This is a genomic window from Ponticaulis koreensis DSM 19734 (assembly GCF_000420665.1).
Lineage (GTDB): Bacteria > Pseudomonadota > Alphaproteobacteria > Caulobacterales > Hyphomonadaceae > Ponticaulis > Ponticaulis koreensis.
The window spans coordinates 1,320,366-1,333,124 of sequence record NZ_ATVJ01000001.1 but is presented as its reverse complement, the minus strand read 5'-3'; the positions used below and the strand labels follow the sequence as shown (position 1 = coordinate 1,333,124).

Genomic DNA, 12,759 nt, shown 5'->3' with positions numbered 1-12,759 from the left:
TTAACCTGTCTTGATACAATGTAAAAAACAGGCTGACCTAAAGAAAAATTGTTTCTACTCAGAGCACTAAATCACGCTGATCGATAAAATAAAAATGATTGAAATCCAGCTTTATTAACCTTTCCTGACCAGTACTGACCGCCTCTTTGGAGGGGTAGGAAAACCAAGAATGATAAGCACTCTACTTGCAAGAAAACCAAAAGCTGACACCACAATCCAGCTGAATGAACAGAGTCCGAAAGAGACGGTCACGTCCAGCGAACTCGTCGAATGTCTTGAGAATTTCATCCACCATAATGTCGCCGACATGGTTGGCATCTCAGCCCGCGAACGCACTATTCTGGAGAAGCTTTGCACGCGCCTGAAAGCGTCCGATAACACAGCCCTTCGCGGCGCGGTCAACGCATCCATGACAGCCAGCAAGGTTCAGGCTGGTCTGGCAAATGCCTTCTCTGATATTTCCGATGTTCGCCAGCACAGCCAGCTGATGGCGGGTGCCATTCAGGAGCTCGACTCCTCAATTTCGCAAATATCCATCTCAGCGCAATCTATCGACCAGGGCCTTCAGTCATCTGCTGACGAGACGCGCTTGTCTGCCGAAGAAGTTGATCAGGCCACCGCGTCTGTCCGCAACACCACTGCGAGCCTCGAGCACATTGTCGGCAATATGCAGGAGCTGGAAAACGCGGCGACGCAGATCCGCGGCATGTCCAAAACAATCGAGGATATTGCGGGTCAGACCAATCTGCTCGCGCTGAACGCAACGATCGAGGCCGCCCGCGCAGGCGATGCCGGTCGCGGCTTTGCGGTTGTTGCCTCGGAAGTAAAATCTCTTTCCGACCAGACGGCCAAAACCACTGAACAGATCGCTGAGCGCATCCATAATCTGGAAAGCGCGATTGAAATGATCGTTGGCGCAGTGACCAGCGCGCAAACCTCTGCGCGCGACGCTGAAGAGATTACGAACTCTGCAAACCAGCGCGTCCAGAACACGACGCAAAGCATTCTGAACAATGCCGACGCGGTTTCTGCCCTGGCCAATGTTATTAATGATCAGAAGGCAGCCACCGCAGAGCTCGCCCGCGGCGTCGATCAGGTCGCTCAACAAAGCCAGAGCGCGCAAAGCAAGTTGGAGGCGACAACGAAAGTCGCGTCTGAATCTGAAAACCAGATCACGGCGCAGTTCGACGAACTGGAAAAACGTAAAGTCGCTAATTACGTGCTCTATCGCGCCAAATCCGATCATATGATCTGGAAGAAGCGCCTCGCCGCGCTCCTCTCCGGCCTGTCCGAACTCAGCGAACACGAACTGGCTGACCATCATTCCTGCCGCCTTGGCAAATGGTGGGATGACGAAATCGGAAACGAGATTTCGAGCCTTCCATCCTTCAAGGCGATTGAAGCACCGCACCGCGCGGTTCATGCAAGCGGCCGCCGCGCAGCAGAGCTATACAATCGTGGTGACAAGTCCGGCGCTCAACAGGCCTATCTTGAGATGGAGCGGGCCTCGGAAGACGTGATCCAGCGTCTCGACGAACTAATCTCCAAGCTTGAAACACGCGCATAAATGCGTCCCGAGCGTGAAGCATCTTTTGCGGACGCTTTAGCGCTCTAAGCCTGGTTTCTAGGGACGTTCAAAAGCTCTGGCACTGCCTGCTGGATGCAGCCTAGCAGGCACGCCATGTTAACCGGTTTGAGAAGACTGAAGCGTGCGCGCTTCAGTAGCTCGATTTTATCAGCTTCGAAATGACTGAGATTACTTGAAAGAACGATGACCGGCGGTATGCGTCGGTCATTAATGTCTGTCAGTTTTTCGATCAGTCCAAAGCCATCGCAAACAGGCATTTGTAAATCTGTTATAATCAGGTCGGGCTGATGCTTCAGCACCTTTAAGAATCCCTCTTCCCCGTCAGAGGCAGTGATGCACTCAATGCCCCACGCTTCCAGCATGGCATGAAGCGTAAGCCGACAATACTTGCTGTCGTCTACAATTAGCACGCGCAAAAGATGACGCGCCCCGGTTGGCGGGCTGACTGGCACACACATTTAAAGTGACCTGAGTTTGAGGAGTTAAGGCTCGCCTCATAAGCTATAATTCGAAGTTTTTCTTGCTCTCAAGCGACCATTACTTGATAAATTACGACAAACTATGCCGATAAACGTTAGGTAGCGGATTCGTGAGGGAACTTGTCAGAGCTGGCGCATGGAAAAGCCTGCCCGAGCTCATATCAGACTTGGGAGGCCAGCCCACCGAGGTATTGAGAGTCGCAGGGCTTTCGATGCGTGACCTAGACAATCCGAATGCCTACCTGCCTCTGAAATCACTTATCGACACGCTGGAAATTGCGGCTGAAGAAACGGGCAGGCCGGATTTTGGGCTTCTTTCAGGTCTGCACACTTCCCAGAATGTCGGCGCACTCGCTTTGGCAGTTCTGAACGCGCCGACAGTGCGAGAAGGTATTCAACTCGCCACGCGATACATTCACATCCACAATCCGGGTATTCAGGCCGAACTTATCCGGATTGATGACAGAAATGAACGCCTCAGGCTAACCTTATCCAATCCGGACCATGCGCAATTCGTGCAATTGAGCGAGCGGCTTGTGAGCGGCGCTTATCACCTGATCTCCGCTCTGGTCGGGCCGGGTTTTACTGTCAGTCAGGTGTCGTTTTATACGCCGAGGTATTCTGCTCCGCATGTGTATGAAGCGCTATTTGGACTGACACCAGATTTCGAATTTGAAACGGGCGGATTTGTGCTGACATCTGAACAGCTCGGCCGCCGGAAACCCGGCAATGATGCGCATATTATGCAGATCGCAGAAACCCATCTAATGACCCTCGCTCCCCCTACCGGCGCGAACCTGACCGAGCAGGTCTCAATGCTGATACGCAGTTTTCTTGCGGGCAACCAATGCACGAGCGAGAGAATCGCGCACTCTTTATCCACACATCCGCGTACGCTTCAAAGACGGCTACGGGAAGAAGGCACGTCTTTCGAAGCACTAAAAGACGGCATCAAGCGAAACCGCGCGGAGACACTACTCGCACAACCGGATCTGACAATTACAGATGTTGCCTTCATGTTAGGATATTCGGAGACCTCGACCTTCTCACGGAAAACGAGAGACTGGTTCGGACTGTCGCCCAGAGAGTTTCGTAAACAGCTGGGCGGTGACAACCGTCGCTAGGCTTTCTCAGCCTCAACCTTCCAGATGGCAGCTTTGAACCGGACCATTCCGCCGGAAACATACTTCGCCATCGCCTTACCCATAGCCTGCATAGCCGCCTTGCGCGGCTCTGCCTCCAGTTCGGACACGATTCGCCCGACAGGCCCCATCCGTTCCATCCAGAATGAGAGCGCGGCCTCGGGAAATGCACAGTTTGTGTCGAGCGGTGTGACAGTAACATTCTGCCAGCCCGCCTCGGCAAGCATATCGCGCACATAGTCGGCGTCTGCCCAGCCGAACTGGCCCGTCCGGCCCGGTGGCGGGAAGGCATCTTCCGGCAGCCACGGATCTGCGGCCTGTTTCGGCGCACGCATGAAAGGGTTGTCCTTCGGGCTGCGCCAGGCGAGCAGCGTCATCGAAGCACTCTTCGCGCTCGCGCGATGAATGTTGGTGAAAGCGGCCACAGGATCTTCAAAGAACATCACCCCGAAGCGCGATACGATGTGATCGAAACTGCCAGCCTCAAACGGATAATCCTGCGCATCGGCGCGGATAAAGCTGGCAGTCTTACCGTCTTCCGTTGCGCGTTCCTTTGCCCGTGAGAGCATAGGCTCGGAGATATCAACGCCGGTGACTTGCATGCCCGGCATCTCCGCCAGAGCGAGGCTGACCGCACCCGTGCCGCAGCCAATATCCAGCACACGCTTTGCACCGCGCGCTTCCACTGCCGAGGTCAGAACCGGCACGCAGCCTGAAAACGCCTCATCCAGAAACGGCTGGCCCTCAACCCATGTGAGGCCGGACTGGCCATTCCAGAACGCGCTTTGCGGATTGGTTTCTTCTGACATGGCTCATCCTCCCGTTTTGGCCGGAGCTTATCTGCCTCGCGCCAGCACGGGCAAGACTTTATGCCGCTTCCACTTATCGCCGAAGCTGTGTCACATTGAGCGCAAAGCGGAGGGGAACGCTATGAGTGCTGACAGAGAAAAGCCGGGCCATGTCTGGTGGAAAGTTCTGAGCAGGTTGCTCGGTATTTTTGCAATCCTGTTGCTTGCCGCGATCGGGCTTTTCCTTCTCTCGCGTGTACTTGGTGTCGATGAAGACGGTGTCCTGCCCATCTCTCTCTTTGTACTTCTCGGTATGCCCTACATTATCGGTGCGCTGGCTGCGTTCCTGATCGACCCGAACGCGAAACGCACTCAGGAAAAAAGCTATCTTGCCGTTCTGATCTTCATGGCGTCTGTTCTGGTGCTTGGCGGACTCCTCTTTCAGGAGGGTGTGATCTGTCTGCTCATGGCGGGGGTAATCTGGACGCCGATGGCGCTGCTTGGCGCGATGACCACCAAACGCATGCAGAGAAAACACCGCCGTCTTGGCGATGTATCTGCGACGTTTGACATGGGGCTTATCGCGACGATCCCGGCAATCCTTCTGGTGATGGATACGTCTGTGCCGCAATCGATCACGCCCTACACCGTGGAGCGCAGCGTCGTTCTGGAGGCGAGCGCTGACGAAATCTGGCCACTGCTTCTCTCCCTGCAGGATATTCAGGAAAACGAAGGCCGCTTCACCTTTGCGCAGAGCATTGCGCAAATCCCGCGTCCGCGCTCGGCTGTCGTCGCAGGTGACGGCGTGGGCTCTGTGCGCCACGCACAATGGGGCGAAAACATCACCTTTGAAGAACACATCACCGACTGGCAGGAAAACAAGGCGCTGAGCTGGGAGTTTGTCTTCCCGAACGACTCCATCAGCCGCTACACCGACCAGCATATCTCACCGGAAGGGCGCCATCTTCGTATTCAGGAGGGCGGTTACCGGCTGGAGCCGCTTTCCGATGGCCGCACGCGCCTCACCCTCTACACAGACTATGAAGCGCAAACGCCAGTGAACACCTATGCCGCAATCTGGGGCGAGATTTTCCTCGGCGGCATTCAGGCCAATATTCTGGAGATCATTGAGGGTCGTCTGGCTTAGCGGCGAGCTCGGCTGTCTTCGCCTCAGATTGGCGGATAAGACGCCGGAACACCATCATGATGACGACATGGCCAACAACCGTCAGCACGGTCAGGCCAATAGCAATCGCCAGAATAGTGATCATGGTTGAGGACATGGCAGCACTAGGCGCCTCACAGTTCTAATGGTCAATGCGACAGACCTGCATACTGCGCCCTATTTTAGCGCAGGCGTTGGGCGTTCTCATTCTCGCCTTCCATGCCGCTTGCCACCCAATAACGATTATACTACTCGTTCTTGCGTCGGTTAATGGCAGCAGATCTCTGTTTGGGGATGGACAATCCGCGCCGGACCGACCGGATAGCTGTGTGTAGGGGGCGGCTTAGATGGTATTTTCATCAGTAGAGTTTCTGTTTCTCTTTCTGCCAGTTTTTCTGATATTTTACATCGCCTTACCGGCTTTGCGGAACATCACCCTGCTCGCTTTCAGCCTGCTGTTTTACTTTGTTGGCGAAGGCTATTTTCTCGCCGTCATGCTCGCCAGCATCGCGATCAACTATGTAAGCGGGCTATTCGTTGCGCCGGGCGTTAAAGGGCGCGGCCCTGCCCTTGCCATTGGTCTGACGCTCAATGTCGCCATGCTGGTCTATTACAAATATATCGGCTTTCTGGCGCAGGATGTCTTCCAGCTGCCAGCGAATGACTGGACGACCGATGTGCACCTGCCAATCGGTATTTCCTTCTTCACCTTCCAGGGTATGTCCTATCTGATCGACGTCTATCGCGGGAATGCACGCAAAGAGATGTCACCCTTCCGGTTGGCGGCTTACATCGCCATGTTCCCGCAGCTGATTGCCGGCCCGATTGTACGTTTTTCGACCGTCGCAAACGATCTGCGCCGCCGTGTCATCCGCCTGAAACACGTTTATTATGGCCTTCTGTTTTTCGCAGTCGGGCTCGCTGAAAAAGTCATTCTGGCCGACACCATGGCGAAAGTTGCCGATGCGATTTACGGACGCGCGCCGGACGAGCTGCAGGCCTCCACAGCCTTTCTGGGCGGCCTCACTTATTCCTTCCAGATCTTTTTTGATTTCTCGGGCTATTCAGCCATGGCGATCGGTCTTGGTCTGATTCTCGGCTTCAAGTTTCCCCGCAACTTCAACTTCCCTTACATTTCCCAGAGCATCACAGAGTTCTGGCGACGCTGGCACTTGTCGCTCTCCACATGGTTCCGCGATTACTGTTACATCCCGCTTGGCGGAAACCGGCTCGGACCGAGCAAGACTTACCGCAACCTGTTCCTGATTTTCCTGCTGACCGGTGTCTGGCACGGCGCGTCGTGGAACTTCATTGTATGGGGTCTGTGGCACGGCTTCTTTATTATCATCGAGCGTTTCGGCTTCTCGAAAGTGCTGGAAAAAATGTGGATCGGCCTGCGCGTCGCTTACACGCTGATCATTGCGTATATCGGCTGGATTTTCTTCCGCGCCGAGGACCTGACACACGGCCTGCAAATGCTTGCCCGGCATTTTGCCTTTAGCGAAGGCGGTGCCAGCGTCTGGGAGTTTCTCGACAATGAAACCCTGATCGTTCTGGCCATGAGCTTTGTATTGTCGACACCGGTTGTACTGTGGGCGAGCCGTGGCTTCATTGCACCGCCTGCCTATGGCGCATGGATGAAGCGCAATCCGATGTGGAAATATGGTCTGGGTGTCGCGCTCGCTGCGATTCTGATCATTGTATCCAGCGTCAAAATCCTCGCTGGCACGTACAGCCCGTTCATTTACTTCCGGTTCTAGGAGACAGACATGAAGATTGAACGCGTCCGTTTCGAACCTCTCTCTCTCGCAGCCATTCTGGCTCTGGGCGTGCTGTTTGCGATTCCCCTGCTTGGCCTGTTTCAGGATGAGGAAGACCTCGCACGCCGCCAGAACCGCGCGCTGAATGAAGCGCCTGAATGGTCTACACTCGTCTCTGAACCTTCCCGTTTCTTTGCCGAGGGACGCGCTTGGCTTTCAGACCGTGCCCTGTTCAGCGTGGATGCCTCTGTGAACTACCGCAAATTCAAATATTATGGACTCGGCGACTCGCCTGCTGCCAACGTGGCGCGCGAAGGTGATCTGGTTCTGCCTATCGCGACTGACGCGGCTAATATCGACTATGTGTCGGTAACGGGCAGCTGCCCTGCTGAACAGTATTGGGATCAGATGACTCAGTCACTCACCAATGGCTGGGCCGAGATCAACCGCGTCGCTGAACTGGAAGGCCTCTCTACATTCGGCGTGATCGTACCAAGCAAGCCCGTGCTTTATGCAGACCGTTTGCCGCGCTCCATCCCTTCTGAAATTCGCGCCCAATGCGTCTATACAGCGGAAAACGAGTCGCCTGCCGTGCGCATTGCGGATTCCTTCCCCGATACGCTGACCTATCCGTTGGCAGACTTCATGGCCGAACGCGATGTTGACCACTTCTATCCGCTGGAAAACTTCCACGCTGATGGCATGGCTGCATCACGCGCGGCGCAAAGCCTGATCTATCTGAGCTCTCTTGAACCATTCCGCGAGCCGGAATTCACAATCCGTGAAGGCAATGCCGACATGGAACCAGCGCTGGGATTTGCACGCCGCGTCAACTTCCAGAGACCAGACTATGCGTCTGCCGCAGACCGGTCCAACATTCTCGATCGTGAAGTCCAACAGGGTGCCCGTCTGCGCGGCAACCAGATTTCAGCTTTCTTCAATGCAAATGCCGCCGACCCACGCCGTGTTGCCATCATCGCAAACTCGTTCGGCGCACGGATCGCGCCAGACGTTGCCAGCCATTATGCAGAGACCGTTCAGATCAACACGAATGGTATGAACAGACAGACACTGATCCGCATGTTCCGCTATCTGATGGATGGCAGTTTCGATCAGATTTTGTTCGTTATGCATGAACCAGGATATTATAATCGGGTACGTCTGTTCGCAGATGCCATGCTTGAGGCGATCAGCCTTGAGCCTGACGAAAATGCCGGCGCCCGCGTTGCTGACGTATCATTTGGCCCGGTGTCATTCTCCGAGTTTGATGCACGCGGCTGGCTACCACCTGGCCAAAATACGGAGCTGCGCTGGAGCAAAGGCGGTCGCCCTGCCTTTATCGACATTCCACGCTCTCTCTTCGGCGAAGGCAATTCGATCCAGATGCGTGTCCGACTGTTCGGTCCGGAAGTGTCTGACGAGCGTTGGGCAAGGATTCTGGTCTGCGGACAGGAAGACGCCGACATCACAGACCGGCTGAATTCATCCCTTGAGCCGCAGATTCTTGAGATCGAGTATGACGCAGAGTGCGGAAGCCGGATGACGATTGAGTTTCAATCCAGCGAGCAGCCATCAGGCGCGGATCTGGGCCTGACCCAGGATCGTCGTCAGCTTGGCATCCGCGTCGACGAAATTCAGCGCGTTTCCCGCCGTTAAACCGAATTCGCTACAGTGACCGCATGCCAAAACACCCCTGAATTCAGGGGTGTATAAAATTTTGGGCATTATATATTTGACAAACCAAACGGTTTTTTACTCAACGGGAACGAATTCCCCTGAAAATGCGTATTTCTAAATGGAGATAACGATGACGATTGATCAGCACTTGGAGGCCGCAATCGACTGGGCAGAGGAACGGCTCCGCTCAGGAGCGGAGCCGCCGTTTGTGTATTATCGCCTTATGCAGCTGCGAGAGGCTGCTAAAGAGCTATCAGAGCACGCTAAGCAATGCGCGGCAAATTCACTGCGACCGGAAAAGTGTCAGGAAAACGTTCTGCAACAAGCGGACGGAGGACACCTCCCAAATATTTTTCCACTCCATCAACGCGTGAGGGATGAACAAACGCAAACGTAAAGCGCAGCTGGGGGTATCGGGTAATACGGAAATCCCGCATGTGCGCCTGCATCCTGCCTTTGATGTCACCCTGTCCAACCTTTAAGTAGGTTGGGCCACCAAGCAATGTGCCGGGAGACCAGACTACATAGACGCCATATCCGCTTATGCTGTCCCAATTTGTATTCCTCGGGTCCAGCCACTCGTTAAACGTATTTTTGATCCAGTTTAGCTGCACGATCATCTTCCTTTTTCTGACGAAGGAATTGACGGTTGTGGCCGGATCGTGTGATGTATGATTCAGTCATTTACGAAAATCCTTCTGGGAGGTTGGGTTTTCAAAATTAAGCCTGCCTGACCTCGAATCAGCGCAGGCTTTTTTATTGTGACTGAATTCTCAGCTATGAGTCTAGCTAGATATTCTGCTTATGTTCCTCGGTTGTTTCCGATTTCTTCTGGGGTTCGCTTTTGGCGACCTGCTTTAGCGACCTGTCGAATTTTTTTTCATTCGTGTCGCATTCGGCCTCTTCAGCAAGGGCTTTGAATTTGTCGAGTTGGGATGGTTCAGGCATATTGTTTTACTCGACGCTCAAAGTTGGAATAAGGAACAGCATTACTAACGTCCTGCAGCAATACAATGTCACTAGATTCAAACGCTTCTTGATCATCATAAACTGAAATCAAGTCCACATTTCGATACCGCTGGCTTGATTTTATTTCATATAAATGGCGAAACCGATGCGGAACCGCTCGCGCACTGCCGATTGCTTCTATAAGCGCCTTCGGTTGCTTTGTATTTAATTCGATTATTGCAGCGGTGACATCGTAAGTTCCACCAGATTTTCCCGTAACTTTTTGGTGCCAAGATATACGGTCTTCACCAAGCATTTTTTGCAACACGCTATTTACGCGGACTTCAAATTCAGCACGCTTTTTGGTGTCAGGAGACGCTTGATCTGCAATGTACCTGCAAACACTCCCAACTGAAAGCACCGCCGCCGTTGCTTGGTCTTTGGATACCTTGCGCCATACTCGACCACGCTCAAAATGACACTCCATAGTAGAAGCATAAGCTTTTACACGATCTTCGATACGCTGCGTCATCGTTTGTCCGCTTGCTGAAAGTATCATAGCAGCAAAGCCAGCATCATGAACCAGGCAACAATCATCACGCTCATCGACAACAACTGAAACCATTTCGCCGTTCGAATAAATTAACGGCAACCTAATCTCGTAACCAAGATTGCTCGAGAAGCTGCCAATTAGGCTTCTAGTCTCGCGCTCAATTTGTGAAATCAAAACGCTCATTTGTCGTAGTTCCACAGGTCTGATTGTTCGACGACATTGTCAAATTTTGGGGCGGCATATTGGTCTTTGTAGTCAATCTTTGCCACCTCCATAAACTCCTTGTACCATTGCCAGTGCGTTAACTCTCGACTGTCAGGCTCCGCATTCGTTATATCTGGGAGCCTTTGCCAGTGTGTGTGTGTAACCACTTGCCCTGTCCGAATATTGTAGTGAGCACGGCCCGGCCCAACGTCCAAAGCGAGACACCGTTTCTGCTGAACCAGTAACACGAAACTATACTTCCTTGGAATCCGCGAGATGTGATAATGGGTCACAAATTGTATGTTGGCTTCAGGAAATTCCGGGCAAAGCACAGGACAAACAGCTTCTTCGTAATCGGGATGATCCTTTTCGCGGAATCTTAACTTAGAATGCATTTGCTTTTCGGCATTCAAAATTCCCAAAAGATCTTCTGCTGACAGCGTCAAGTTGAATTATCCCGCTACGTGTGCGTTAGGCCCCCTATATGTCAGCCTTTTACCCTTAACACCACTCAACGCAATCATTGCGCGCTCAAAATCATTCACGCCATTGCCGACACGGTTGTTATACCGGAAGTCGAATTCGGCCATATAGCGGTGAAGGTGCTTCTTGGCGCAGTGCTGGTAGACGCCGCGCATACCGCGCTTGAACACGCTGAAATAGCTCTCAACCGTTTGTGTGTGCACCACTGGGTTCTGGAAGTTCACATACTCACCCTTGGAGTGGTTCACCATTCCATGGTCAGCGACCTCTACGTGTTGATCAATGCCTCGATAGTGACGGGCTGTATCGGTAAGAAGTTGAGCCTCTTTAGAGAGGTTGCTGTTGATAATAGGGCAAATCTCGTCGCGGTTGACCTGATCGATAATGAAAGAACGAGCGCGTTTGGTATCTCGATCAACAAGCGTCAGGACTTTCATCTTGTGGCCATAGGCGCGCTTCTTTGGCGCGCCCGGCTCTGTACCGATAAAGGTTTCGTCTACTTCGACGCCACCGCCGCCAGAACCGAAAATGTCAAAAGAACCTTCACGCATCGCTTCACGGATACGGTGGCAAAGGAACCATGCAGTTTTATAGGTGATTTCCAGAGTGCGGTGGATCTGATGCGCAGACACACCCTTCTTGCTGGACACCATCAGGTAAATCGCCTGTAGCCATTTGTGCAGTTCGAGGTGGCTTTCCTCAAAGATAGTGCCGACGCGAACAGTGAATTGCTTGCGGCATTCTTTGCACTTCCATAGGCCGTGACGGACTTTGCCTTCTGGGTGCTTCTTGCTTGGCTTAGTTTTGACACCTTCCAGACGATAATGGCGAGCGTTGCTCTTGCAGTGCGGACAAACCGCACCCCGTGGCCAGAGCACAGCTTCTACATGACGGAATGCTTCCGCTTCATCGTGAAAATATGCCTTGGACAGAATGGACATGGGTTTCTCCTATGTCCTGAAATTACCCTCAAACTTTGGGTTTGTCAAATATATAATGCCCAAAATTTTTTACATCTTTGTGTCTAATTTCTTTGACATGTAAAAAATATTGTACCATATATGTGTCAGATATTTTTGACACAAAAGGTAACTCACAATGACAATCTTTTTTCGCGTAGATGTAGCCGCATCACTGTTCGCGATACTCGCAGGTGCTCTGCATATAGGCGCCTATTTCGGCTTCTGGTGGAGCGTGCCCGAGACAGGTATGGAGCTGTTCTGGCGGGTAGGCGTTTCGGTCGCGCTCATGATCGTGATGATCATCATAATTTCGATCGTCACCAGCATCACGGACAGGACAGAAATGCCGACTGTGGACGAGCGGGAATCCCGTGTTCAGTTCAAGGCCATGCGCAACATGCTGTACGTTTATTCCGGCGGCCTCGCGATCATCTTCATGGAAGCTTTTGACGGTCTGACAGACCCGATGGCACTCGCCCATGCTGTGATTGGCGTCTTCGTTGTCGGAGAACTCATCCGCCTGCCATCGCTCTGGTGGTATCTGCGCCAGCCCGCCTAACCCTTCTCCCCTAACAGGACTAAACCTATGACTTTTCACGAAAAATCCGCCTGGGCGATGGGCGTACTCCTCACCCTTATCGGTGGCTGGTATCTCAAGACGATCTGGAACGTATCCATCGAACTTGGAGAAACCGCACCCCCACTTCTTGGGCTTGCATCGATTGCCACCATTGCCCTCATCATTGGCGCGATCATCACCCACACGCTTATCGGTATCTCAGACCCGGAAGGATCGGACGGTAGCGAAGACGAACGCGACAAGCAGGTACTGCGCCGGTCTGGCAATATCGCTGGCTATGTTCTCGGCTTCGGATGTTTTGCAGGCCTCTGGCACTATGTCTGGCAACAGGACGGCAACCTCCTCTTCCACATCATTGTGGGCAGCCTGATCGCCTCTCAAATTGCCGAATACGTACTGACAATCCTCTTCTATCGACGGGGCGTGTGAC

General features: G+C 53.0%; 14 protein-coding genes. 7 read left to right on the top strand and 7 right to left on the bottom strand.

What is annotated here, in order from left to right; translation table 11 throughout:
• The first annotated feature begins 169 nt into the window (after window positions 1–169).
• Window positions 170–1,567 (top strand): methyl-accepting chemotaxis protein, encoded by a 1,398-nt coding sequence (locus G523_RS0106985; RefSeq protein ID WP_022694322.1) that lies wholly within the window; start codon window positions 170–172, stop codon window positions 1,565–1,567.
• A gap of 44 nt (window positions 1,568–1,611) precedes the next feature.
• Here G523_RS0106985 and G523_RS20190 read toward each other — a convergent pair whose 3' ends face one another.
• The gene (locus G523_RS20190; protein WP_022694321.1) at window positions 1,612–2,046 is read right to left on the bottom strand and encodes a response regulator; all 435 of its coding nucleotides are present in this window, start codon (window positions 2,044–2,046) and stop codon (window positions 1,612–1,614) included.
• Window positions 2,047–2,177: 131 nt separating this feature from the next.
• On the opposite strand from G523_RS20190, the gene G523_RS0106975 reads away from it, so the two are divergent.
• On the top strand, window positions 2,178–3,191 hold the full coding sequence (locus G523_RS0106975; RefSeq protein ID WP_162141034.1) for an AraC family transcriptional regulator: 1,014 nt from the start codon (window positions 2,178–2,180) through the stop codon (window positions 3,189–3,191).
• Here G523_RS0106975 and G523_RS0106970 read toward each other — a convergent pair.
• Window positions 3,188–4,018, bottom strand: a complete 831-nt coding sequence (locus tag G523_RS0106970; protein WP_022694319.1) for a class I SAM-dependent methyltransferase — start codon at window positions 4,016–4,018, stop codon at window positions 3,188–3,190. The genes G523_RS0106975 and G523_RS0106970 overlap by 4 nt on opposite strands.
• Before the next feature lie 121 nt (window positions 4,019–4,139).
• Between G523_RS0106970 and G523_RS0106965 the strand changes: the two genes are divergently transcribed.
• Window positions 4,140–5,144, top strand: a complete 1,005-nt coding sequence (locus tag G523_RS0106965; RefSeq protein ID WP_022694318.1) for an SRPBCC family protein — start codon at window positions 4,140–4,142, stop codon at window positions 5,142–5,144.
• On the opposite strand, the gene G523_RS20880 is transcribed toward G523_RS0106965, so the two are convergent.
• Entirely contained in the window at window positions 5,122–5,280 is a 159-nt protein-coding gene (locus tag G523_RS20880) for a hypothetical protein (protein WP_022694317.1), read from the bottom strand. The two genes, G523_RS0106965 and G523_RS20880, sit on opposite strands and share 23 nt — an antisense overlap.
• 229 nt (window positions 5,281–5,509) lie before the next feature.
• Between G523_RS20880 and G523_RS0106955 the strand changes: the two genes are divergently transcribed.
• Both G523_RS0106955 and G523_RS0106950 read left to right on the top strand, forming a co-directional pair.
• Window positions 5,510–6,922 carry an MBOAT family O-acyltransferase gene (locus G523_RS0106955; RefSeq protein WP_022694316.1) on the top strand — a complete coding sequence of 471 codons (1,413 nt, stop codon included), beginning with the start codon at window positions 5,510–5,512 and terminating at the stop codon, window positions 6,920–6,922.
• A 9-nt stretch (window positions 6,923–6,931) separates the two neighbouring features.
• Window positions 6,932–8,578, top strand: coding sequence for a hypothetical protein (locus G523_RS0106950; protein ID WP_022694315.1), 1,647 nt, complete (start codon window positions 6,932–6,934; stop codon window positions 8,576–8,578).
• A gap of 284 nt (window positions 8,579–8,862) precedes the next feature.
• Here G523_RS0106950 and G523_RS20875 read toward each other — a convergent pair whose 3' ends face one another.
• The 4 genes from G523_RS20875 to G523_RS0106920 all read right to left on the bottom strand — a co-directional run bounded on the left by G523_RS20875 (window position 8,863) and on the right by G523_RS0106920 (window position 11,728).
• Window positions 8,863–9,219, bottom strand: a complete 357-nt coding sequence (locus tag G523_RS20875) for a hypothetical protein (RefSeq protein WP_155802607.1) — start codon at window positions 9,217–9,219, stop codon at window positions 8,863–8,865.
• Window positions 9,220–9,539: 320 nt separating this feature from the next.
• Window positions 9,540–10,283 carry a hypothetical protein gene (locus G523_RS0106930; protein WP_022694312.1) on the bottom strand — a complete coding sequence of 248 codons (744 nt, stop codon included), beginning with the start codon at window positions 10,281–10,283 and terminating at the stop codon, window positions 9,540–9,542.
• Window positions 10,280–10,750, bottom strand: coding sequence for a hypothetical protein (locus G523_RS0106925; protein ID WP_022694311.1), 471 nt, complete (start codon window positions 10,748–10,750; stop codon window positions 10,280–10,282). Before G523_RS0106925 ends, G523_RS0106930 begins: the two co-directional genes overlap by 4 nt.
• 6 nt (window positions 10,751–10,756) lie before the next feature.
• Entirely contained in the window at window positions 10,757–11,728 is a 972-nt protein-coding gene (locus tag G523_RS0106920) for an IS1595 family transposase (protein WP_022694310.1), read from the bottom strand.
• Between the two features lie 157 nt (window positions 11,729–11,885).
• Between G523_RS0106920 and G523_RS0106910 the strand changes: the two genes are divergently transcribed.
• Together G523_RS0106910 and G523_RS0106905 are read left to right on the top strand one after the other, a co-directional pair.
• Complete coding sequence (locus G523_RS0106910) at window positions 11,886–12,308, top strand: hypothetical protein (protein WP_022694308.1); 423 nt, start codon at window positions 11,886–11,888, stop codon at window positions 12,306–12,308.
• A gap of 27 nt (window positions 12,309–12,335) precedes the next feature.
• Window positions 12,336–12,758: a hypothetical protein gene (locus tag G523_RS0106905; RefSeq protein ID WP_022694307.1), complete on the top strand. Its 423-nt coding sequence runs from the start codon at window positions 12,336–12,338 to the stop codon at window positions 12,756–12,758.
• Window position 12,759 lies beyond the last annotated feature (1 nt).

What these genes read in the sequence shown, in the direction of transcription:
- G523_RS0106985 (WP_022694322.1), top strand. Translation starts at nt 170, where the DNA reads ATGATAAGCACTCTACTTGCAAGAAAACCAAAAGCTGACACCACAATC.
- G523_RS20190 (WP_022694321.1), bottom strand. Translation starts at nt 2,046, where the DNA reads ATGTGTGTGCCAGTCAGCCCGCCAACCGGGGCGCGTCATCTTTTGCGC.
- G523_RS0106970 (WP_022694319.1), bottom strand. Translation starts at nt 4,018, where the DNA reads ATGTCAGAAGAAACCAATCCGCAAAGCGCGTTCTGGAATGGCCAGTCC.
- G523_RS0106965 (WP_022694318.1), top strand. Translation starts at nt 4,140, where the DNA reads ATGAGTGCTGACAGAGAAAAGCCGGGCCATGTCTGGTGGAAAGTTCTG.
- G523_RS20880 (WP_022694317.1), bottom strand. Translation starts at nt 5,280, where the DNA reads ATGTCCTCAACCATGATCACTATTCTGGCGATTGCTATTGGCCTGACC.
- G523_RS0106955 (WP_022694316.1), top strand. Translation starts at nt 5,510, where the DNA reads ATGGTATTTTCATCAGTAGAGTTTCTGTTTCTCTTTCTGCCAGTTTTT.
- G523_RS0106950 (WP_022694315.1), top strand. Translation starts at nt 6,932, where the DNA reads ATGAAGATTGAACGCGTCCGTTTCGAACCTCTCTCTCTCGCAGCCATT.
- G523_RS20875 (WP_155802607.1), bottom strand. Translation starts at nt 9,219, where the DNA reads ATGATCGTGCAGCTAAACTGGATCAAAAATACGTTTAACGAGTGGCTG.
- G523_RS0106930 (WP_022694312.1), bottom strand. Translation starts at nt 10,283, where the DNA reads ATGAGCGTTTTGATTTCACAAATTGAGCGCGAGACTAGAAGCCTAATT.
- G523_RS0106920 (WP_022694310.1), bottom strand. Translation starts at nt 11,728, where the DNA reads ATGTCCATTCTGTCCAAGGCATATTTTCACGATGAAGCGGAAGCATTC.
- G523_RS0106910 (WP_022694308.1), top strand. Translation starts at nt 11,886, where the DNA reads ATGACAATCTTTTTTCGCGTAGATGTAGCCGCATCACTGTTCGCGATA.
- G523_RS0106905 (WP_022694307.1), top strand. Translation starts at nt 12,336, where the DNA reads ATGACTTTTCACGAAAAATCCGCCTGGGCGATGGGCGTACTCCTCACC.